Genomic DNA, 21,175 nt, shown 5'->3' on the forward strand with positions numbered 1-21,175 from the left:
TTGCCTCAAGAATTATTTTACCTGTTCGTTCACTTCTTTGCAAGCGTTATCAAAAAACAAAAGAAAAACAATTATTCCTTTAAAAAGAAAACGTTTTCAATTTCAAGGGAATGTTTTACTTATTTCGTTCTTTACTATTCGTTTTACAATTTTTAACTGTTATAATGAAGCCAGTCTGATAGTCGAACTGAAGGAGTGACCAACTATGTTTCAGCGTGTTAAACAATTAATAGATGAACAGAGTCGCAGAATGCGGCGTTATGAAAAAACCGTTTTATTAATTAACAGCTTAGAAGCAGAAATGGAACAAAAAACCGATGACGAATTGCGACAACTGACCCAATCCTTAAAAGACCGTCTGCAAGCCGGTGAAAAAATCGAAGCGGTCACGGTCACCGCCTTTGCACTCGTGCGCGAGGCAAGCAAACGGACACTCGGGTTACGTCATTACGATGTGCAGTTGTTAGGCGGGCTTTCGTTGCTTTCGGGTCATATTGCCGAAATGGCGACCGGTGAAGGAAAAACCTTAGTCGCTTCCCTTGCAAGCTTCACCCAGGCCTTACATGGTCACGGTGTCCACGTCATCACGGTCAACGAGTATCTCGCCCGACGTGATGCGGAACAGATTGGTCAAATTCACCGTTTCCTCGGCTTGACGGTCGGCATTAATTCAGCGGAACTGTCGTTTGAGGAAAAACAACAGGCTTACGCTTCTGACATTACATATGGCGTCGGAACCGAATTTGGCTTTGATTACTTGCGGGACCACCTCATCATGCGACCTGAGGAGCGTCTGCAGCGTCCACTTCGTTTCGCCTTGATTGATGAAGTCGACAGCGTATTGATTGACGAGGCGAAAACCCCGCTCATCATGGCGGAACGTGATACCGTCCACGAAGGATTACAACAGCTGATCCGTCACGTCGTGCAGGATTTTACGAATGAAACGGATTATACATTTGATGAAGAAATCAAAGCCGTTGCCTTGACCGATCAAGGGATCGAGACGATTGAACGGGTCTTCGGCATCGATCAATTGTTTGCTGCTGAACATGCCGTCTTGTTCCATTACGTCATCCAAGCGCTGCGCGCGCACGTCGTTTTGCAACGCGACGTTGATTATATCGTCAAGGACGACAAGATTGCTCTTGTTGATCTTTTCACGGGACGTTTGATGGAAGGACGCAGCTTGTCGGACGGTCTCCATCAAGCGCTGGAAGCAAAAGAACAGGTCAGTGTGACGGAAGAAAATCGAACGACGGCGCAAATTACGATTCAACATTACTTTCGGTTGTACCGGCATGTCTGCGGCATGACGGGAACCGCTGCGACTTCCCGGGATGAATTCCTGAAGACTTACCGGATGGACGTCGTCTCAATTCCGCCGAACCGACCGAAGATTCGCCATGACGACACAGACGTCCTGTTTTTGACGAGCCGGGAAAAGTATCTGGCGATCGCGGAAGCGACTGCGGCGACCCACGCAACCGGTCAACCGGTTCTGATCGGAACGACTTCGATCGAACAATCGTTGAAAGTCGCACAAGTCTTAGACGACAAAAACATTCCCTATGAAATTTTGAATGCCAAGACGGTCGATCAAGAAATCCGGATCATCGCCTCGGCAGGTCAATCCGGCCGGGTGACGATTGCGACGAACATGGCGGGTCGCGGCACCGATATCCTGCTTGACGACACCGCAAAAGAACAGGGTGGTTTGTTCGTCATCGGAACAGAGCGCCACGAATCCGTCCGGATCGACAACCAGTTGCGCGGTCGCGCCGGTCGTCAGGGGGATCCCGGTCTGACACGTTTTTATCTCTCGCTTGAAGATGAGTTACCCCGCCGTTTTGCCCGCGATCGGCTGGTACGTGTCAAAAAGAAACTCGGTTCCGTCAGCGGTCCGATCGCGGCGAAAGAAGCCCAACAGCTGATGGCATATGCGCAGGAGACTTGTGAGTCCGTCAACCGAAGTGTTCGGGACGATCTCGTGCAACTCGAGGAAGTCATCAGTGAACAGCGACTTGCCATCTATCGTTTGCGAAATCAAATCGTCGACTCGGCGACGCTCGATCAATTTGTGCACCCCTTCGCCCGACAAACGATTTATTCCTATATCGAGCAGTATTTAACGGATGATCTCGTGCCGGAGGAATGGCCGATCGATTTATTGAAAACAGAACTCGAACAATTGCTCCACCAACCGGTCACATTAGTGCCGGCGGATTCGGTCGACACCGTCAAACAAGAGATCGAACCCCTTGTGGAATCGATTGAGCAATTGATGGCGCGGCACCTCTCTGAACACGAGGAGACGGCACGCCGCTTCATGCTGCTGGCGCTTGACGAACAGTGGACCAGTCACCTGACTGCCATGAACTCGCTGAAAGAAGGGATTCACCTCCGGAGTTACGGCCAGGAACAACCGGTCCGGATTTTTGAACGGGAAGGCATGGATTATTTCCGTTATGCCATCTTCAGCTTTGAAAAACAAGTCGTCTCAGGCTTTTGCCGTTTCGAAGAGACACCGATGCAAGGAGGACTCATTCATGCAACCGTCGACTGATTCTGTCTGGATTCAACCTGCGCTGTACTTTACCGAGGATATGCCGATTGTCAAAGAAGATGAGTATGTATTTCGTTATGCGGTGAATCAGTTGCCGAAACTGGGACCGGGTCAACTGGCGATTCATCTGTTTCAGGTGTTACAAACAGATCCACTTCATGTCATCGCCCTGTTTCAAAATACACTCGACCAACAGTTCCAGCTCAATGATTTAGTTGTTCTGGTCCTGTCCGGTGACCAACTCGTCGCCCGAAAAACTTTCACGATCGAAGAAGTCCCCGTCCTGCTGCCGATGGCGACGTTACCACTCTGGCTCGAATTTTCAGAGGAAGAACGATTAGTCGACTTGGAAACGCTCGATGCTCCTCTTGAACTCGTGTTCTCGAATGAGCATTTATCTGATCTCGTGATTGATGACACGTTTACTTTGTCGGAACAACGATTGATTCGACAAGTTGCTTTTTCGCATCCAACTCCACCAACAGATGGTTGGTCGCTGTTGCCTGTCTCGATTTTCAAGCGGGAGCACACTGTCGAAGCCATCGTCCTAGTCCGCAATCCAAACGAACAGTCGCTTGAGCTTGATTCCCTTACGTTTGAGCTCGTTTCGGGCGAGCAGACTGTATCGACTGCCGGGCACGGGTCCGTCCACGTCTCTGCTACGAGTGAGACGGCCATCCGACTCGTCTTTGACTACATGGCTCCGGCGGCGGATTCCCTTGCGTTACGGTATCTTCCTTAAAGATTAAAAAAATGGACTTCTCGTCAGTGACGAAAAGTCCATTTTTGATTATCCTTTTAATAAACCGATGACGCGGACGTTGATCGCTTTTGGCTGGAATGCCAACATGTTTTCCATGTCTTGGGCGATGCGCTCCTGGACCTTGCCGGCTGTTTTGATGATCGACATCCCGTATTTGATATGCACGGACAGGCTGACCGTGATCGAACCGTCGACATCTTCGACCTTCACCAGTTTCACCATCTGTTTTTCCTGTAATTTTGAATCGTCCTGCGTAAAGGCAATACCTTCTGTTTCCTGAACTGCTACCCCGGCAATGACTTCAATGACTTGTTGCGAAACGTTTACGACACCATCCGCATTGTTTAAGTTATACGACATACTTTCCACGCCCTTCATCAATTAATCGCTCTACCTTAAATTGTATAGCATTTAACCTTTTTTTGAAAGGTCTTGTCGTTCTTCGACAATTGGGCGAATATCAATTTCAATCAATGGTCGTAAGATCCGCACGACGAGCGGGTGAATGATGACCCCAACAATCAGTAACCCGACACCGGTGACGATCAGCAGCGCGAGCCACGGTTGCGGCACGAACGCTTCCGTCACGTATTGCCGCCATGCCATGACGAAGAAGACGTGGAGCAGATAGACGTATAAACTGAGTTCGCCGGCGCGTGTCACGAGCGGCAGACGGCGCATCGGGACAAGCATCATGAATCCAAGCGACGCCGTAATCGAGAGGAAATAGATCACGCCGTGCTTCAAGACACCGATCCAGGCATCACTGTCATACTGGACGACATACGGGAAGCGGTGCTTAAAGGCATTGGCGAGCGCGACGATTTCCTGTGGTGTATCCCGCCATGCTTCATATAGTAGGAAGCCGACGACACTTGCAAACGCCAGCCCGCCGATCAACCGCACATTCATCCGCCGCTTAAAGTTTTTCGGCATTTCAAAAATCCGAATGAATTCATGCTCGGACAAGTAGTTTCCGAGAAGGAAGTAGGGATAAAACATGATCAATTTTCGTAGGGCTAAAAACCCTGTATTTTCGAGTTCAAAGCCGTATAACAAGGCAAAGGCCAGTCCGAACCAGACATACCCACGCAGATGGACGACATACGGTGTGACGATATACCAGACGACCATGACGAAGAGATACCAAAGGGCCCAGTACGGTCGTAACAGATGCGTTCCGATATTCTCGCCTGATAACAGCGGCAACCCTTCTCCAAACGTCGCCCATGATCCAATCAGGATTTGCCAGACACAGTAAACGGCAAACAGTTGGATGACACGGAGATATTTATTTTCCCGGAAGAAGTAGCCACTTAAGATGATGAATAATGGCATGTGGAACGAATAAATGATCAGATACACCGTTTCAAGCAGTTTCCCGTCATAGTCAAACCGTAAATCGGTCAGCATGTGACCGATGACGACGAAAATGACGAGAAATCCTTTGATATTGTCGAACCATGGATTTCGATTCATGTTACACTACCCCTTATACTCCCTCGAAAGGAACGATTGTTTTATGAAAAAAGCTCTACTCATTCTCTCTGTTGTCGTAAACATCGTCCTCCTTGCCCTTCTGTTAGGACGGAAACCACTCGAGTTATTTGAAAGTGCCTTTCCTGCAACGAGTACGCAACCAGTGACGACATTCCAGTACACCAAAAATCCGAACTATGTTCGCTTGAATAGTCTCTTCCATACTTATCAATACCCAAAATCGCCGAATGCTGTCATGTTGGGTGATTCAATGACGAATTTTGCAGATTGGCGGATCTTGTTGAATGATCCGACAATCGTCAACTTCGGCATTCCGGGGGATACGACGGAAGGATTTTTGACCCGACTGGATCTCATCGTGGAGATGAAACCAAAACGTGTCTTTTTAATGGGCGGCATCAACGATATCCGGCATTTCACGCCGATTCCGACGATTACGGAAAACATGACGACGATTGTGACGACTCTTCGAAAAAATAACATCGATGTTGTCATCCAGTCAACGTTACCCGTTGCGCCTAAATATTCGGACTCCGTTCGAGTCAACCGGGATGTCGAAGCGTTAAACCGGAACTTGGAACAGCTGGCTCAATCCCTCGACGCCGAGTTCATCGACTTACGCCCAGGATTGACGAATCAACAAGGATACCTTCAAAACCGGATGACCTACGATGGTCTCCATCTGGTCGGCGGCGGTTATTTACGCTGGAGTGATGCGTTGAAACCTTTTGCTGAGAAAATCCAGATTACTGAAAACCAATAAATAAATCGTTAGCCGATCGTTAAACACCGATTCGATTTTTTGATCAAATTCAGGCATGACAAAAGGGAGATTCCGCAAACCGGAACCTCCCTTTTTTAAGGTCCATCTTAAAAATGAACCGCTCTTTGCTTAGTCTTCTTGGTTTTTGACACCCATGTATGCGGCGATGCTTGATGCTGAGAACACAGCGATTGCGACGACGCCAACTGCGATCCACACGACTTGATCCATCTTTTCTCCCCCTTATATGTAACCGTTCACTTTCTTTTTTTAGCGTACACGAAATTCGTCAAGAAAGAAACACATTTTCTATGTCTAAGGACTGGACGTTTCGGGAAAAAGTAACTATAGTAAAAGGACAACTATAAATTGTCAGAAAATTCGATTATTTAACAAGGAGGTGATTCTGATGGCTACCCCAATCCTTAAACCAAGAGTTATGATGCAGCAACGAAGTACAGTCAACTTTGGCTATTGGCTCGTCATCGGTCTCATTGGATGGACAATGCTCAGCTTTGTCACGGGGCTCCGTGAAGTACTCGTAAACCTTCCTTTCTATGAAAGCATTCCACTTGCCCTAACCGTCGTCTTCCTGACAGGCGTCCTGTTAAAGATGGCACGCGATGAATGGTGGATCCGGTATCTCGACCGCCAAACCCAGTTTTACATCGGTCATGAAACCGTTCTGAGCTGGTGCCCCATCATCGACAGCATGTGGTTGATCCGCAAACCGATGCGCCGCGAACTCCGTCACCTCTACAAACACATCACGCAAACGAAAGCATCCCAAGAATCGATTGAAACACTCGCCACGCAACTCGTCGAACGCGGCGTCCTCATCGTCTATTCACGTCCTAAGAGCGATCATCCGGCTTAAACAAAAAGCATGGAATACCGGGACAACAGCTCCCTGGATTCCATGCTTTTTGTCTGTTATTTTTTAACTGCCAACCATTGTGCCGCCGCTTCGATCGTCGGCATGACGAGTTGGTGACCATGGTGAGACCAAGTCACGTCGACGTCTGCGCCGGCCTGTTCAAACAGTTGCGACAGCTCCTCGGTTTCTGAAGCCGGACAAATCGGATCATTGGTCCCTGCCCCGATGAAAACCCGGACCTGTGAGGAATCGGGCAACGTCAGACCGCGTCGCGGAACCATCGGATGAAGCAGGATCGCCTGTTCAAACAAACGTTTTTCAAACATCATGTTCGCTGCGATGTTGGCTCCGTTCGAATAGCCGACCGGTATGAGTTGATCAACAGCGAAACCGTGTGTTTCGCTCATTTCTTCCAAGAAGGTGATCAACCGCTCTGTCCGGAGCGCAAGGTCTGCTTCGTCAAATACACCTTCCGCCAATCGTTTAAAGAAGCGCGGCATTCCGTTTTCCGTTACCTCGCCCCGGACCGACAGATAGCCGGCTTCCGGATGTAACAGTGACACGAGCCCAATCAAATCCTGCTCCGTCCCGCCTGTTCCGTGTAACAAAAGAAAAATCGGTGCGTCTGGTTGTTTCGCCGGTTCAAATAGATGGATCATACAAGTCTCCCCTTTGATAGTGTGATTGGTGCGACATGTCCTTCAATCGTCGCCCGGTGTGCTTCAAATTGCTCCGGTAACTTTAACTCTTCACCCAATGCTTCAAACGCTTCATCGACGGCAAAACCAGGGATATCGGTTGCGATTTCATGCAAAATCCGACCCCGGTCATGGAAGTAAATCGATGTGAAGTAATTGCGGTCTTTGACCTCTGTCGTCATCAGACCAAAGGCATTGATTTGTTTCATCCAATCGAGTTGATCAGCCTGATCGTTCGAGCGCCACGCGATATGGTGAACGGTTCCTGCTCCCGGTCGTCCGACAGGGACATTCGCATGCAGGACGTCAACCGTGTTTCCAAATTCACCGGCCGCTGCGTATCGGTCCATCGTTTCTGACCGTTTCGCAAGCGTCAATCCGAATGCTTCCGTCAAAAGACGTGCCGTATCCGTTGGATCGTGCGACAGCAACGTCGCTCCGGCAAACCCTTTGATGGCGACGTCGGTAGAAATTCCGTCGATTTCAAAACGGCTGTTTGGTCCCTCGGTTCGTTCGACCAGTTCGATTTGTAAGCCATGCGGATCCTTGAAGACCAACTGCTTTTCGCCGAACCGTTCCGCTTCTTCGAACATGACATCTTTTGCGGTCAAGCGGTTTTTCCAAAAATCGTAGGCACCGGCTGGAATGGCATAAGCGGTCGTTCCGACTTGTCCGGCACCGACTTTGCCTTGCTGAATCCCTTCAAACGGGAAAAAAGTGATGATTGTTCCCGGTGCACCGGATTCATTGCCGAAATAAAAATGATACGTCCCCGGATCGTCAAAATTGACGGTTTTTTTAACAAAACGTAACCCGAGCACCGTTCCGTAAAAATCAAGATTTTCCTGTGGATTACCGACCATTGCGGTAATATGGTGAATTCCTTTTGTTTGCATACGCATGATTTCCCCCTTGTTCGTTCTCTTTAACACAATATTAGTAACTAATTTACTAAAAGTAAACACATATGCTTGATTTGTTTCTTTTCTGGAACCTTTAACCATTTTTTCCGTAGGTGTAGAATGAATACAGTCTATCTAGTCACTTATTGATTCAGAAAAAGGAGGATCGATTCATGCTGGAAATCAAAAACATCACAAAACAGTTTGGAACATTCACAGCGGTCGACGAACTGTCCTTTCATGTACCGGAAGGACAAATTTTCGGTTTGCTCGGGGCGAATGGGGCCGGCAAGACGACGACCTTCCGGATGCTGCTCGGTTTATTGCAACCGACCGAAGGATCCATCACGTGGAAAGGACAACCGATTCCGCTCTCAAAGATCGGTTATCTCCCGGAAGAACGGGGATTGTATCCGAAAATCCGCGTCGATGAACAGTTGATCTTCTTAGCGGAACTACGTGAGATGAAACGAAAAGATGCAAAACAATCTTTGCAGGAGTGGCTGAACTATTTCCAGATTCCGCAGTATGAGAAGATGCGGGTCGAACAATTATCAAAAGGAAATCAACAAAAAATCCAACTGATTTCCGCCGTCTTACATAAACCGGATTTATTGATTTTAGATGAACCGTTCAGCGGACTGGATCCGGTCAACGTCGAACAGTTGAAAAAGGCCGTCCGTAAATTGACCGCAGACGGAACGACAATCGTTTTCTCGAGCCACCGGATGGACCATGTCGAAGAATTGTGTGAACATGTCGCAATCCTCGACCACGGAAAACCGGTCGTTGCCGGATATCTGCCTGATATCAAGGCAGGTTACGGAAAGACACGCGTCTTGTTGACGACAGATGCCCCGCCTCTGTTGTGGGACGCGCTTCCCGGTATCCTCCAGGTCGAATCAGACGGGACCGGTCATAACTTGCAAGTCGAATCCAAGGAAGCAGCCGATGCATTGTTACGTCATTTGATCACGGAAGGTTTCCATGTCGAACGATTCGTCTGGGACCAGCTGTCGCTTCAAGATATCTTCATCGAGGAGGTCGGAAAACGTTATGAACCGTAAATTCTTTACCTTGTATCGTTTCAGTCTCCTGCAAAAACTGCGGGCCAAAAGTTTTTTGATTTCGACGGTGTTAATGATTGTTTTCCTCGTCGGGTTCAGTAACATCGAGCGGATCATCGATTGGTTCTCGGGCGACGATCCGAAAATCGCCGTCGTCACTTCACTTGATACCGACATTCTTCCTGTCTTAAAAGAGGTCGGAATCAAAACAGATATTACCCAAAAAGACTACACGCTGAAACAGGCGCGACAAGTCGTCGACAAAGGTACGTATGATGCCGTCGCCTTATTGTCCGATGATCCATACCGGGTCACATTGATCAGTGCGAGTCCGGAGCAGGAGTTGCAGACACAGTTGTCAACGGCTCTGAAACAAGTCCGCGATCAGAACATCATTACGGAAGCAGAGGTCGATCCCGCTCTGCTCGCCTCTCTCGCTAATCCGATTGATGTGAAACAGGAATTGACGTCGACCGGCGGAAAAAGTGAAGATGAACTGTTCGCCGCTTCGGCTCTCGTTTATGTCCTGCTCTTTTTGATGTACTTCACGATTGCGATTTACGGCGGAATGATCGTCACGGAAATCGCCAACGAAAAATCATCACGTGTCATGGAACTGTTGATTTCTGCAGCCAGTCCGATTCAGCATATGCTCGCTAAAATCACTTCGATCGCGACCGTCAGTCTCATTCAGCTGTCGTTACTCGTCGGTGTCGGATACTATAGTGCGCAAAGCAGCAGCCTGTTTGATCAATTGTCACTCGATTCACTGAGCGTCAAGACGATTGTTTACCTGTTTGTCTTTTTCCTGCTCGGTTATCTGCTCTATGCGACGTTACTCGCCGCCCTCGGCTCACTCGTCAGCCGTGTTGAAGATGCCCAGCAAGTGACGTTGCCGGTCATCATGTTGATCGTCGCAGCGTTCACCGTCTCGATCTTCAGCTTGAATGCCCCGACGAATCAAGCGGTCGTCGTCTTATCGTTTGTACCTTTCTTTACGCCGATGCTGATGTTCCTCCGTGTCATGTTGACGGAAGTACCGGTCTGGCAAGTTGCCTTATCCCTGATCCTGATGGGTCTCAGCATCGCTCTTGCCCTGTTTGTCGGAACAAAATTTTACCGGGGCGGTGTCCTGTTCTACGGCTCCAATCCGTTAAAACAATTACGCCGGATCTTAGGTGGACGGCAGTAGTGGTTTACAAGATGAATCGTTTCCGCTATCGTTAGGTGAGAAAAAGCCTTTAGGAGGAACTACGTTATGCGGTCTCGTTTTTGGGCAGCGATTTTATTTACTGCTGTCGCCATTGTCTCGTCCCTTGTCATGTTTACGAAATTCCCACAAGCAAGTGAGACATGGAAACTTGTCCTCGCCTACGGAGGGACGACATTCATCGTCAGTCTGTTTTATTGGTCCTTCGTTGCCGTCCGGATTCAATCTTCTCGTTTGTACGGCAGTTGGATCGGTGTTTTTATCGGCGGAACGACTGTATTGCTTGTCTGTGTCGCCCGCTTTTTACTTCGGGGAGACTTCATGATGATCTTCAAATGGCAGGCAATGCTCGGCAGCCTGACCTTAAACTTCGGTTATGTCGGTTGGGTGCTCGTCATCGCAAACGCGATCATCGGTTTCCTGATTGGACGTACCCGTCAAAAAGGACGCCGTGCGCCTCGTCCGGCTCCACAACGTTAATGAATTCAAAAACGCCGTCTCTGTCAAAGAGACGGCGTTTTTTCGTGTTATTTCCGGTGATACCGCGAGCGGTTGATCTGTTGACTATACTTTGAATAACAGGTCGTTTCCGAAACTTCCGCCTCTTCCGTCAGACGGTTGAGGTATTCATCCAACTGAAGCATCGTCGGTAATTTATCGGAAAACAATTCAAACGTTTCATTCGCTTCTTGTCGATTCAGTTCCCCGGCTTCCATGACCGCTTCGACCAGTTCATGAAAAATCCGTTGTTCCGTCGCATCCATCGTTTGTTCAATCCGTTTGACATCTTCGTCATACATCAAATCAAACAACCGCATCCGTTCCTCGAGTTGTTGCTCAATCAACGACTCATCCTGCCCCATCGTCTGCTCGTAGGCGAGCCGCATTTCTTCGAGCGGTGTTTTTTCCTGCATGACGAATTTTAATGACTCCCCGGTCCAAATATGCCGCGCCAAGTAACTCGGATCAATCTGTAATGCTTCGGCCAACGATTCGATGTAGGCTTTCGTCGGGTAGACTTCGCTCAGTTCCGTCCGGCGAATGAAATACGGTGCGACACCAAGATGTTTTGCCAACTCCTCAATCGAGATTCCGGCCCGTTCTCGCAGGATTCGGATCCGGTCCCCGTATCCCCGGTAAGGTGAATGATCCAGCATGTTATCCCTCCTCGCTATGCTTTTATCATACCCTTGAATCCGCCATTGGATACATCGAACTTTCGCACGATTTTTTAAGCAGGTGACGCGGATAACGAATCCAAAGCGGTAAGATGCTGATCAAGTAGAAGAAGGTGACGATTCCAATCCAAATCAAGGAGAGAGGGAGATACGGTCCAAGCTTCAGACCACCTTCCGACAAGATGACCTGAAAAAGTAACCAGGCGTGAAAAATCGAGATCAGATACGGGACCATCAAGACCGCTCCATACTTGACGAGCAAAAAGGTTCGGATGCTGCGCTTACTGAAACCAAGGGCAAACAGCGTCTTCAAGCGTTTCTGTTCCTTCTCGGCCGTCATCTGCATCCAGACATGCAGGAAACTTGCATTGATGACGAACAACCAGATCGTCAGCAAGATGACGACGAATGAGACGAGACGAACAATCCGGATGCCGTCCAGTTCATCTTCCGTTTCATTGATCAATTGATAAGGTGCTTTTTCCTTTTCGGCCATATTCGATTTGGATTGGATGTTGCGAACGATCGACATCCAATCCTCCCAAGATTTTGTTCCATAGTCCGTGTACGACGGGGTATCAAACACACGGATCGTCGCAAGTGGACGCTTGAGTTGTGCAAATTCGCTGTCCGTGACGACGAACAAGGTCTCGATCCGATCATTGTATCCGAACAACAGTCCGTGGTCCGAAGCTTCCTCTAAACCGTAACCCGCTTCTTTCATCTCTGCTTGTGCCCGTTTCATCGTCGGTGTGACTTCCTTGATTTGGACCGGCCGCGCCGGAATCATAAAGGCTTCTCCGCTCGTTAAGGCGCGCGGCTCATAGCCGAGATGCTGCATCAATTGGTTGTAGTCCGATAACGGCAGCACATAACGCGTGTCAAACGATTTTAAACGGACCTCCTGTTGATACTTATCCGGAAAGGTCTCCGTCATCATCTGTCGGATGGTGACCAACCGCTTCGACGGTTGTGTCGACTCCTCATAATAAACGAGACCAAACTGGTTTTTCGACGAGACATCAAAACCAATCAGTTGAAACACAAAAACAAGCCCGACCGCCGTCAAGGCGCATGATGTCAAAATCGTCCCGAGCGCAACCAACGTACTGTTTGTCCGTAATTGGACTGCAATCTCGGAAATGATTAATTTACGTAACGACAAACGCCGGGGACGGTACAGTTTCAAGAGTGTCGGAATGACATGCCGACAGAAAAAAAAGGAACCGATGAAAATGACCAACGGAAAGACAAGCAAAAAGTTTCCTTGTCTTGTGATTGCCAAATAATAACCGTAAAACAGCGTGAGTATCCCCAATCCCTGAACGGCCAGACTCAACCGGACCCGAAAACGGGACCGGGTCCGGACGGGACGATCGGGACGAAAGCGATAGATGGCAAGAACAGTCGCTATCAGTAAGACCAACAAGGCACCTGCAATCAACACCAACGATGAAAGAACAGAGATTTCAGTCGACAGTTTTGGTAAAAACATGACCTTTTCAATTGACAGCAACATCAACTTCGTCAGCACGATCCCCAGTGTGATGCCCGCCATGATTGCGAGACCACCGACAATCAGAATTTCAATCAAAAAATATTTCAAAAAGTGCGAAAAACCGCTCCCGAGCGTCCGCATGATCCGCAGGTCATTTTTACGGTGCTCAAGCATCGTATACGTCGTCGAATAGATGAATAAAATACTGAAAAACAAGATGATGACTTCGGCGATGAACACGAAAATCATCGTCATTTCGATGACTTGATTCAACTGACTCAACACTTTAGCGATATTCTGAAACGATTCACTGACAACAAGATTCCAGTAGCTGGTGGCAATTGTCATCGCGACGATAATCGTCAGGGCATACCCATAGTACAGACGCTGGTACCGTTTGATGTTACGTAGGGCGTATTGCAGATAAGTGATGTTCATCCCCTCCTAATAACGAGAGCGATTCGATGACACGTTGGAAAAAGACACGCCGCGGCTCATCCCGGAACAGTTCGGTCTGAATACTGCCGTCTTTTAAGAACAATACATGATTACAATAGGACGCGACCGTCGGATCGTGGGTGACGATGACCATCGTCATGCCGGCTTCATTTAATTCAGCCAACAATTCCATGACGTGTTTCGTCGCTTGAAAATCAAGGGCACCGGTCGGCTCGTCCGCAAGCATCAAGCGGGGCGCGTGGATCAAAGCCCGGCCAATTGCTGTCCGTTGCCGTTGTCCACCTGACACTTCGTCGACCTGTTTATCGAGCAACTCGTCAATCTGGAGTCGCTTCGCGAGATGATGCATCTCCTCCCGTGCCGTTTTCGTCTTTTTACCGCCCAGCATCAGGGGGACAAGCATGTTTTCCGCGACCGTCAAAGAGTCGAGCAAATTGAATTCCTGAAAGATGATCCCGAGTGTCTCCCGCCGAAACCGGGTCGTTTCTTTCCGCTTGAATGTCGCCGTGTCGATGCCTTGAATCAAAATCGATCCCCAACTCGGTTGATCGAGCGTCGCCAGTAAATTGATCAAGGTCGACTTACCACTTCCGGAAGGTCCCATGACCGCGACCATCTCCCCTTCTTCGACCCGAAAGTTGATGTCGGTCAACGGCTGTTCAATCACTTTTCCCGGATAAACTTTTCCGACCTGTTTGACTTCAATCATCCTGTTTCCCTCCTACCAGTGTCAGACGACACATCGTCCCCACCCCTTCCGTACTGTCGAGTTCAATCGTATGCCCGAGCTTTTGACAGACTTGACTGACAAAATAGAGACCCATCCCGGTCGATTCCCCGTAACGCCGTCCGTTCTCTCCCGTAAAAAAGGCATTAAAGACACGCGGCAAATCGCGTTTCGGAATCCCGACACCATCATCTTCAATCGTGACCGTGACTTGTCCCGCCTGTTCGACAGCGCGGATGACCACTTCCCGACCATGACCTGACGTATACTTGACGGCATTCGTGATCAGTTGAAGCAGTAAAAAGCGGAACCATTTGGCGTCCGTATACACATAGAGCTGACTTGAAAGTTCGAGCTTCGGATACACTTTATTTTTAACGAACAACCGTTTTTCCTGATTGATGATCCCTGTGACCAACGTCCGTAAATTCAACTGTTCCGCCTTCAAATCCGTCTCGATGGCTTCGAGCCGCGACGAGTACAACATTTGGTCCAGACCAATCCGCATCCGGTCGACCTCATGCCGTAAATCGGTCTGGAACTGTTCCCCGGGATGTTCCAAAATCAGTTCGATGACCGACAAGGGCGTCTTCATCTGGTGGATCCATTGATCGACATACCGGTGCCGTTCCTTTTCCTTTCGCCGTTCGGCGAACAGACTGTTGCGGAACAACGTTTGTTGCCGCTCCAGAAACTGTTCGACCGCAGCGGCAAGCGGTTCGTCACTATCTCTCCGAATCGGTTCTGCAACCGACTGCACCGGCGTCTGAAGCCGTTTGAGTAACGGCAGCATGCTGAAAAAGCGGTAACTCAGATAGATGACCAAGGCAATTCCATTCAGGAGCGCAATGTAAAAAAAGGCGGCCGGTCGATACAAATCGTACAACCACAAGATGATGAACAAGGCAATCATCTGACCGCTGAAAAACAGGATGCCGGGAATCGTATGCCTGAGAAACAACTTCATCGGTCGAGCACCAGTTTGTAACCGACGCCCCGGACCGTTTCCAGTCCGTCCACGCCAATCTCCGTCAATCGTTTTCGGACACGCGTGATGTTGACGTTCAGTGTGTTTTCATCGACAAATGCTTCATCATCCCAAATACGTTCCAGTAAGTCCCCCCGGCTGACGATTCGCGGACTCGCTGTCAGCAACATCTCTAAAATCAATCCTTCTTTTTTCGACAGCTCGATCGACCGGTCCCCGTGTTCGACGATATACCGATCCAAGTATAAGGTAATACCCGCTTTGTTGACCGTCCGTTCGTCACTTTCATTGGATAACGTTCCGTAGGCGCGTCGAATCTGACTTTTGATCTTGGCGATGACGACGGCACCTTGGAACGGCTTGACGATATAATCATCCGCTCCATATTCGAGTGCCATCACTTGATCCATTTCTCCGACACGCGCTGAGATGAACAAAATCGGTGCACGTGTTTTCATCCGCAGTTGGCGGCACCAGTAAAATCCGTCAAACTTCGGTAAGTTGACGTCGAGTAAGATGACATCCGGTTGGGTTTCCTCGAATCGAGCGACGACATCCCCGAACCCGTCTTCATGAATGACGTTAAAGTCATACCGTTCCAACAACTCTTTTAACAACAGCGCAATCTGTTGATCGTCCTCTACTAATAAAATCGTTTCCATTTGCAGATTCAACTCCTTCTTTCTCCATGATACCGAACAAAAAATGGACTGGAAACGATTATTCGTTTCCCGCCCATTTGAATTACATGACAATCCGGCGATACGCACGCACTGTGACGAGATAATACAGCAGATATACCAGCGTGTAACAACCGATGGCGATCGACATCGGCAAGATCAGATTATAGTCCAGCAATTTTTGCAGGACTTGCATCGCAAACAGACTGTGGACAAGTCCAAGGAGATACGGCAACGAGAACATAAAGCCGACCAACCGGCGAATGATTCCCGTCTGCTCCTGTTGATCCACCCCGATCTTTTGGATGATTGCAAAACGTTGTTTCGATTCCTCCGCTTCAGCAAGCATCTTAAAGTAGATGATCGACCCCGTCGCCAGCAAGAAGACGAGTCCGAGGAAGCCAGCGGCAAAGGCGAGCAATCCTGTCGTCGCCGTCGTCATGGCATAGACGGGATAATAGGCCGCCATGTCCGTCTCTGCTTTTTTGCCATACAATTGTTCCAGCTGGTTGATCAGTCCATCGTCCGACCGTTCATCCGAAAACTGATAGTTCGTCAGCATCGCTGCTTTTTCCGGCATCATCGCGAAGGCATCATCGGAAACAGCAAAGGCCAGACGTTTTTTCGCATACAGTTGAGTGAGTGGTAAATTCGTTGCACCGGTAATCCGAAAGGACGAATGCGTATCTTTGACGGAAACCCCAATTGGTGACTGAACGGTTTCTTTTAACAGATCATTTCCTTTGAAGGTCTCAAGGACAATCGCTTCGCCTGTACCTGGCTCCGGTAAAACGGTTTTCCCGCTGCTCTTCGCCAACTTTTCATAGTCGGAATAGCTGATGTAACTGAACTGTCCGGGTTCTCCGTCAAACGCATATGTCTGGTACGACGTCGTAAACGACAGCGGGTTCGGCAGCTCCTCGAGCGTATGATCAACGTTTTTGACGTTGACCATCGTCCGCGACTCGATTTTCTGATTCGACTGACGGATTAATGCTTCCGCTTCTTCGCGTTTGCTCGAAATCGACAAACTGTACGGCATCTGTTCTTCCACCGTCCGGTCGATGTAATAGTAAATTGAGGTTGCGGTTCCGACCGTCGTCAACGTCACGGCCGTGATGACGGTGATCGTCGACAACATGACGGCGTTGGATTTGACGCGCGACAACAACTGTCCGTGTAAAATCAAGTTCGTTCCTTGGTAATGCCGCACCCGGTTACTGAGCAGGCGCAACAAGAAAATCGTGAAGTAACTCATCGTTCCGAACGTCCCGATGATGACACACAACATTAAGATTGGAGCAACAATCGTGAAGTGTTCCAGTAACGGTTTTCCGGTCAAGTAGTAGCCGATGCCAATCAACATCACGGATAACAAGGCAAGAATCGGATGCACTTTCGGAACTGTCTCGACCTGTTGTTTTGCTTTAAACAGTTCAATCAACGTAAAACGGTAAATCGTCCGTGCCGAGCGGATGGCAATCAATAAAAAGATCGTTAAGAAGACAGCAACCGTCTGACCGATTGCGCCGGCATTAATCGAAAAGTCTGCTTCAATCGACATCCCCATCACGTACGCAAGCAGCATGACAAAATACTTCGAAGCAATCGTTCCGAGCAACACGCCAATCAAGAGACCGATGAGACCGTATCCCATCGTTTCAAGAAACAGCAATTTAGCGATCTGTTGGCGCTCAAGACCAAGCAACGCATACAGCCCGATCTCCTGTTTGCGGCGACGCAAGAAGAAGTCGCTTGAATACCAGATGAAAATGGCTGCGAACAACGCTAAAATCACACTCGATCCGGTGAAGACGGTACCGAGTTTTCCATATAACTCATTGGCCTGCAACATCGCTTCGTTCGACCGGATCGCTAAAAACGTGTAATAAATCAAAATGGCAAAGGTGACTGCGCCGAGGTACATCATGTTTTGACGAATGTTCTTTAAATTACGAAAAGCCAGCTTAAACAAGTTCACGCGCGACACCTCCGAGTTCACGTTGCACTTCCATGATTTGCTCAAAAAACTCTTTCCGTGATCCAAATTGATGAATCTCCCGGAATAATTCACCGTCTTTGACGAACACGACGCGTTCTGCATACGACGCCGTCATCGGATCATGCGTCACCATCAAAATCGTCGCTCCCTGCTCATTGAGACGAGCCATGGCTTCAAGCAATCCCGTCGCCGACTTCGAGTCGAGGGCGCCGGTCGGCTCATCCGCTAAAATCAACGACGGTTGATGAATGATGGCCCGGGCAGCGGCCGTCCGCTGTTTTTGACCACCCGACAGTTCAGCCGGTCGCTTCTTTAATAACTCCTGAATTCCGAGTTCGCCTGCCACCTGCTCGACCCGGACCAAGATGTCTGCTTTCGGCAGCTGTTGCAAAGCCAGCGGCAAGGCGATGTTTTCTTCAATCGTCATCGTGTCGAGCAGATTAAAATCCTGAAAAATGAAGCCGAGCTGTTCACGTCGAAACCGGGCCAACTGCTTTTCGCGCATCCCGGTCACGTCTTCCCCGTTGATATGAATCGTGCCGTCCGTCGGCTGATCGATCGTCGATAAGAGATTCAGCAACGTCGACTTTCCTGCTCCTGACGGTCCCATGATGCTGACGAATTCCGATTGGTGAATCGTTAACGTCGTCGGACGAAGCGCCTCATGCCGGGCGTTTTTGGTTTGGTAGACTTTCGTAATCTGTTCTGCGTGTAAAATCGATTTCATAATGTGTTTCCTCCCGTATTCTTTATCTTGCTGTTAGTGTAACGGGCAAACGCTCTCCGCAAGAATCGGTTAGACTTTCAAGCATCTTACAAAACAGTAAGCTCGAGGAGGAGACGACAAAAAAAGCTCCCTCGTCTAGGACGAGGGAGCGGTTGAGTGAACGAATTATTTGTGTGTCGCTTTGAACAGTTCTGTTTCACCTGCGACAACAGATGTGCCTTCAGCCGGTACAGCAGAAAGTGTAAATTGATCGTGGTTCGTCACGATGATTGGTGTGATCGTTGACGGTGCGTTTGCACGGATGAATTCGAGGTCGAACTCTACCAAGACATCGCCTGCTTTGACTTTATCGCCAGATTGAACGTGTGCCGTGAATCCTTCACCTTTGAGATTGACTGTGTCTAATCCAACGTGGATCAACAGTTCAAGACCATCTTCGCCTTTGAGACCAATCGCATGTTTCGTCGGGAAGATTGTTTCGACCGTCGCGTTGATCGGTGAAACGACTTTTCCTTCAGTCGGCTCGATTGCAATGCCGTCTCCCATCATTTTTTGTGAGAAGACTTGATCGGGTACGTTCTCGATGCTGACGATTTTACCTGTAAGGGCAGAAGCGATTTTTGTGTTTCCTGCGTCATTACCACCAAACAATTTTTTAAAGAATCCCATGATACTATCCCTCTACTTTCTCGATCGTTTTCTTCTGTTAGAAGATTCGATTTTTTTATAGGAGCCAGTTAATTGCAAACTCGCTCACGTTCTCACAAAAAGCATACGTTTGTAACTCTGGTTTTGCAAGTATTTTTGTGTGATAATAGTTAGAAATCACAAGGAGGCGCTTACATGTTAACATTTTCAGAACTTACATATGTCCGTCCTGACTTAAACGTCCTTGAAACTTCTATGCATGCCGCGATTAATCGATTGCGTGAAGCAACAGACGTCGATGCAGCAAACAATGCCATCACTGAGATTAATACCCTCAGAAATCAATTTGAAACAGCCAGCCAGCTCGTTGAGATTCGGCATACGATCGATACACGAGATGGTTTTTATGAAACGGAGCAAGGTTTCTTTGACGAAGCCGGTCCTGTTTACCAAGGCTATGTCTCAAGTTATTACCATGCCTTGACGGCTCATCCACTCCGCGCTTCACTCGAATCGACGTGGGGCAAACAATTGTTTTTACTGGCGGAAGCGAGCTTAAAAACGTTCTCGGATGCCATCATCCCAAAACTTCAGGAAGAAAACCGACTGGCGAGTGAATATACAAAGTTGATGTCGGCTGCTCAAATCGAATTTGACGGCAAGACGTTGAACTTATCCCAGTTCGGCCCTTACCTCCAGTCATCTGACCGGAGCGTCCGAAAAGCGGCTTCTGAAGCACGCTACGGCTATTTGAAGGAACACGGGGACGCGATTGATACGATTTACGACAAACTGGTCCACGTTCGGACCGATATCGCCAAGACGCTCGGCTTCCCGTCGTTCGTCGAACTCGGGTATGCCCGGATGTTGCGTGTCGATTATGATCAATCAATGGTCGAAAACTACCGGGAGCAAATTCTCGAGACGATCGTACCGATTGCGACATCATTAAAAGAACGCCAGCAACGCCGGATCGGTGTCGATTCCCTTTATTATTACGATGAAGGATTCGCCTTTAAGTCCGGTAACGCGACACCACAAGGCGAAGAAGCCTTCATCATCGAAGGCGGCAAAAAAATGTACCGGGACATGTCTCCGGAGACGAATGAGTTCTTCGAGTACATGATTGATCGCGGTGCGCTTGATCTGACTGCGAAACCGGGTAAAGCAGGCGGCGGATACTGTACGTATATCGCTGATGAAAAACTCCCGTTCATCTTCTCGAACTTCAACGGAACAGCGGGCGATATCGACGTCTTGACACACGAAGTCGGACACGCTTTCCAAGTCTATGAAAGCCGTCACTTCACTGTGCCGGAATACGGGTTCCCGACGTATGAAGCGTGTGAGATTCATTCGATGTCGATGGAATACTTTGCGTATCCATGGATGGAGGAATTCTTTGGCGATCAGACGGCCAAATACAAATTCAGTCACCTTGCGGGTGGCGTTACCTTCCTACCGTACGGCGTCGCGATCGATGAGTTCCAACATGTCATCTACAATCAACCGGAACTGACGCCGGCTGAGCGTCGTGCGGCATGGCGTACCATCGAACAGAAATATTTGCCACACCGCAACTACGAAGAAAATGATTATCTCGATTCCGGCGCTTGGTGGCATCAGCAAGGACACGTCTTCGGCAGTCCGTTCTACTACATCGATTACACGCTCGCACAAGTCTGTGCGTTCCAGTTCTATGCGTGGATGGAGCAAGACCGGGAAGCGGCTTGGAAGTCCTACCTTGAGCTTTGTAAGGCGGGCGGATCGGAAAGTTTCCTTACGCTCGTGGAACGTGCCGGATTAAAATCTCCGTTCGCTCCTGGTACGGTCAACGAAGCAGTTGCTCCGATCAAGGCGTACTTGGCAGAAACAGACGATCTCGCACTCGACCGTGTTTAATTAATTCACAGAGTTGCTGT

General features: G+C 48.8%; 20 protein-coding genes. 8 read left to right on the forward strand and 12 right to left on the reverse strand.

The annotated features are described in order from the left end of the window. The first annotated feature begins 205 nt into the window (after positions 1-205). Together secA2 and KNP87_RS12730 are read left to right on the forward strand one after the other, a co-directional pair. Positions 206-2,566: an accessory Sec system translocase SecA2 gene (secA2, locus tag KNP87_RS12725; protein ID WP_214721904.1), complete on the forward strand. Its 2,361-nt coding sequence runs from the start codon at positions 206-208 to the stop codon at positions 2,564-2,566. After that, positions 2,550-3,308, forward strand: a complete 759-nt coding sequence (locus tag KNP87_RS12730; protein WP_214721905.1) for an SLAP domain-containing protein — start codon at positions 2,550-2,552, stop codon at positions 3,306-3,308. Before secA2 ends, KNP87_RS12730 begins: the two co-directional genes overlap by 17 nt. A gap of 48 nt (positions 3,309-3,356) precedes the next feature. Here the strand turns inward: KNP87_RS12730 and KNP87_RS12735 are convergent, their stop codons facing one another. Together KNP87_RS12735 and KNP87_RS12740 are read right to left on the reverse strand one after the other, a co-directional pair. Beyond that, positions 3,357-3,689: an Asp23/Gls24 family envelope stress response protein gene (locus tag KNP87_RS12735; RefSeq protein ID WP_233550691.1), complete on the reverse strand. Its 333-nt coding sequence runs from the start codon at positions 3,687-3,689 to the stop codon at positions 3,357-3,359. A gap of 51 nt (positions 3,690-3,740) precedes the next feature. Next, positions 3,741-4,808, reverse strand: a complete 1,068-nt coding sequence (locus tag KNP87_RS12740; protein ID WP_026832095.1) for an acyltransferase family protein — start codon at positions 4,806-4,808, stop codon at positions 3,741-3,743. Between the two features lie 43 nt (positions 4,809-4,851). On the opposite strand from KNP87_RS12740, the gene KNP87_RS12745 reads away from it, so the two are divergent. After that, positions 4,852-5,592 (forward strand): SGNH/GDSL hydrolase family protein, encoded by a 741-nt coding sequence (locus KNP87_RS12745; RefSeq protein WP_119923602.1) that lies wholly within the window; start codon positions 4,852-4,854, stop codon positions 5,590-5,592. A gap of 409 nt (positions 5,593-6,001) precedes the next feature. Continuing rightward, entirely contained in the window at positions 6,002-6,469 is a 468-nt protein-coding gene (locus tag KNP87_RS12750; RefSeq protein WP_026832093.1) for a hypothetical protein, read from the forward strand. Between the two features lie 56 nt (positions 6,470-6,525). On the opposite strand, the gene KNP87_RS12755 is transcribed toward KNP87_RS12750, so the two are convergent. Further along, positions 6,526-7,128 (reverse strand): alpha/beta hydrolase, encoded by a 603-nt coding sequence (locus KNP87_RS12755; RefSeq protein WP_119923601.1) that lies wholly within the window; start codon positions 7,126-7,128, stop codon positions 6,526-6,528. Further along, positions 7,125-8,069: a ring-cleaving dioxygenase gene (locus KNP87_RS12760; protein ID WP_214721906.1), complete on the reverse strand. Its 945-nt coding sequence runs from the start codon at positions 8,067-8,069 to the stop codon at positions 7,125-7,127. The genes KNP87_RS12755 and KNP87_RS12760 overlap by 4 nt, the downstream gene beginning before the upstream one ends. 173 nt (positions 8,070-8,242) lie before the next feature. On the opposite strand from KNP87_RS12760, the gene KNP87_RS12765 reads away from it, so the two are divergent. The 3 genes from KNP87_RS12765 to KNP87_RS12775 all read left to right on the forward strand — a co-directional run bounded on the left by KNP87_RS12765 (position 8,243) and on the right by KNP87_RS12775 (position 10,826). After that, positions 8,243-9,136, forward strand: a complete 894-nt coding sequence (locus KNP87_RS12765) for an ABC transporter ATP-binding protein (protein ID WP_026832090.1) — start codon at positions 8,243-8,245, stop codon at positions 9,134-9,136. Next, positions 9,126-10,328, forward strand: coding sequence for an ABC transporter permease (locus KNP87_RS12770; RefSeq protein ID WP_214721907.1), 1,203 nt, complete (start codon positions 9,126-9,128; stop codon positions 10,326-10,328). The genes KNP87_RS12765 and KNP87_RS12770 overlap by 11 nt, the downstream gene beginning before the upstream one ends. Positions 10,329-10,394: 66 nt before the next feature. Further along, positions 10,395-10,826 carry a hypothetical protein gene (locus KNP87_RS12775; RefSeq protein WP_026832088.1) on the forward strand — a complete coding sequence of 144 codons (432 nt, stop codon included), beginning with the start codon at positions 10,395-10,397 and terminating at the stop codon, positions 10,824-10,826. A 47-nt stretch (positions 10,827-10,873) separates the two neighbouring features. Here KNP87_RS12775 and KNP87_RS12780 read toward each other — a convergent pair whose 3' ends face one another. The 8 genes from KNP87_RS12780 to KNP87_RS12815 form a co-directional block, all read right to left on the reverse strand. Then, a complete protein-coding gene (locus tag KNP87_RS12780; RefSeq protein ID WP_214721908.1) occupies positions 10,874-11,503 on the reverse strand; it encodes a helix-turn-helix domain-containing protein in 630 nt (209 codons plus the stop codon). A gap of 25 nt (positions 11,504-11,528) precedes the next feature. Continuing rightward, positions 11,529-13,460 carry an ABC transporter permease gene (locus KNP87_RS12785; protein WP_214721909.1) on the reverse strand — a complete coding sequence of 644 codons (1,932 nt, stop codon included), beginning with the start codon at positions 13,458-13,460 and terminating at the stop codon, positions 11,529-11,531. Next, complete coding sequence (locus KNP87_RS12790; RefSeq protein ID WP_026832085.1) at positions 13,426-14,190, reverse strand: ABC transporter ATP-binding protein; 765 nt, start codon at positions 14,188-14,190, stop codon at positions 13,426-13,428. Before KNP87_RS12790 ends, KNP87_RS12785 begins: the two co-directional genes overlap by 35 nt. Beyond that, a complete protein-coding gene (locus KNP87_RS12795; protein WP_214721910.1) occupies positions 14,183-15,175 on the reverse strand; it encodes a sensor histidine kinase in 993 nt (330 codons plus the stop codon). The genes KNP87_RS12790 and KNP87_RS12795 overlap by 8 nt, the downstream gene beginning before the upstream one ends. Then, the gene (locus KNP87_RS12800) at positions 15,172-15,858 is read right to left on the reverse strand and encodes a response regulator transcription factor (protein ID WP_026832083.1); all 687 of its coding nucleotides are present in this window, start codon (positions 15,856-15,858) and stop codon (positions 15,172-15,174) included. Before KNP87_RS12800 ends, KNP87_RS12795 begins: the two co-directional genes overlap by 4 nt. 82 nt (positions 15,859-15,940) lie before the next feature. Continuing rightward, complete coding sequence (locus KNP87_RS12805) at positions 15,941-17,857, reverse strand: FtsX-like permease family protein (protein ID WP_214721911.1); 1,917 nt, start codon at positions 17,855-17,857, stop codon at positions 15,941-15,943. Beyond that, positions 17,844-18,605, reverse strand: a complete 762-nt coding sequence (locus KNP87_RS12810; RefSeq protein WP_026832081.1) for an ABC transporter ATP-binding protein — start codon at positions 18,603-18,605, stop codon at positions 17,844-17,846. The genes KNP87_RS12805 and KNP87_RS12810 overlap by 14 nt, the downstream gene beginning before the upstream one ends. 165 nt (positions 18,606-18,770) lie before the next feature. Beyond that, complete coding sequence (locus KNP87_RS12815; RefSeq protein ID WP_012371363.1) at positions 18,771-19,274, reverse strand: PTS sugar transporter subunit IIA; 504 nt, start codon at positions 19,272-19,274, stop codon at positions 18,771-18,773. 174 nt (positions 19,275-19,448) lie between these two features. Between KNP87_RS12815 and KNP87_RS12820 the strand changes: the two genes are divergently transcribed. Then, positions 19,449-21,155, forward strand: a complete 1,707-nt coding sequence (locus tag KNP87_RS12820; protein WP_214721912.1) for a M3 family oligoendopeptidase — start codon at positions 19,449-19,451, stop codon at positions 21,153-21,155. Positions 21,156-21,175 lie beyond the last annotated feature (20 nt).

Source organism: Exiguobacterium sp. s192 (genome assembly GCF_018618795.1).
GTDB lineage: Bacteria > Bacillota > Bacilli > Exiguobacteriales > Exiguobacteriaceae > Exiguobacterium_A > Exiguobacterium_A undae.

Coding starts and splice junctions, on each gene's coding strand:
- secA2 (WP_214721904.1), top strand. CDS start 206: ATGTTTCAGCGTGTTAAACAATTAATAGATGAACAGAGTCGCAGAATG.
- KNP87_RS12730 (WP_214721905.1), top strand. CDS start 2,550: ATGCAACCGTCGACTGATTCTGTCTGGATTCAACCTGCGCTGTACTTT.
- KNP87_RS12735 (WP_233550691.1), bottom strand. CDS start 3,689: ATGTCGTATAACTTAAACAATGCGGATGGTGTCGTAAACGTTTCGCAA.
- KNP87_RS12740 (WP_026832095.1), bottom strand. CDS start 4,808: ATGAATCGAAATCCATGGTTCGACAATATCAAAGGATTTCTCGTCATT.
- KNP87_RS12745 (WP_119923602.1), top strand. CDS start 4,852: ATGAAAAAAGCTCTACTCATTCTCTCTGTTGTCGTAAACATCGTCCTC.
- KNP87_RS12750 (WP_026832093.1), top strand. CDS start 6,002: ATGGCTACCCCAATCCTTAAACCAAGAGTTATGATGCAGCAACGAAGT.
- KNP87_RS12755 (WP_119923601.1), bottom strand. CDS start 7,128: ATGATCCATCTATTTGAACCGGCGAAACAACCAGACGCACCGATTTTT.
- KNP87_RS12760 (WP_214721906.1), bottom strand. CDS start 8,069: ATGCGTATGCAAACAAAAGGAATTCACCATATTACCGCAATGGTCGGT.
- KNP87_RS12765 (WP_026832090.1), top strand. CDS start 8,243: ATGCTGGAAATCAAAAACATCACAAAACAGTTTGGAACATTCACAGCG.
- KNP87_RS12770 (WP_214721907.1), top strand. CDS start 9,126: ATGAACCGTAAATTCTTTACCTTGTATCGTTTCAGTCTCCTGCAAAAA.
- KNP87_RS12775 (WP_026832088.1), top strand. CDS start 10,395: ATGCGGTCTCGTTTTTGGGCAGCGATTTTATTTACTGCTGTCGCCATT.
- KNP87_RS12780 (WP_214721908.1), bottom strand. CDS start 11,503: ATGCTGGATCATTCACCTTACCGGGGATACGGGGACCGGATCCGAATC.
- KNP87_RS12785 (WP_214721909.1), bottom strand. CDS start 13,460: ATGAACATCACTTATCTGCAATACGCCCTACGTAACATCAAACGGTAC.
- KNP87_RS12790 (WP_026832085.1), bottom strand. CDS start 14,190: ATGATTGAAGTCAAACAGGTCGGAAAAGTTTATCCGGGAAAAGTGATT.
- KNP87_RS12795 (WP_214721910.1), bottom strand. CDS start 15,175: ATGAAGTTGTTTCTCAGGCATACGATTCCCGGCATCCTGTTTTTCAGC.
- KNP87_RS12800 (WP_026832083.1), bottom strand. CDS start 15,858: ATGGAAACGATTTTATTAGTAGAGGACGATCAACAGATTGCGCTGTTG.
- KNP87_RS12810 (WP_026832081.1), bottom strand. CDS start 18,605: ATGAAATCGATTTTACACGCAGAACAGATTACGAAAGTCTACCAAACC.
- KNP87_RS12815 (WP_012371363.1), bottom strand. CDS start 19,274: ATGGGATTCTTTAAAAAATTGTTTGGTGGTAATGACGCAGGAAACACA.
- KNP87_RS12820 (WP_214721912.1), top strand. CDS start 19,449: ATGTTAACATTTTCAGAACTTACATATGTCCGTCCTGACTTAAACGTC.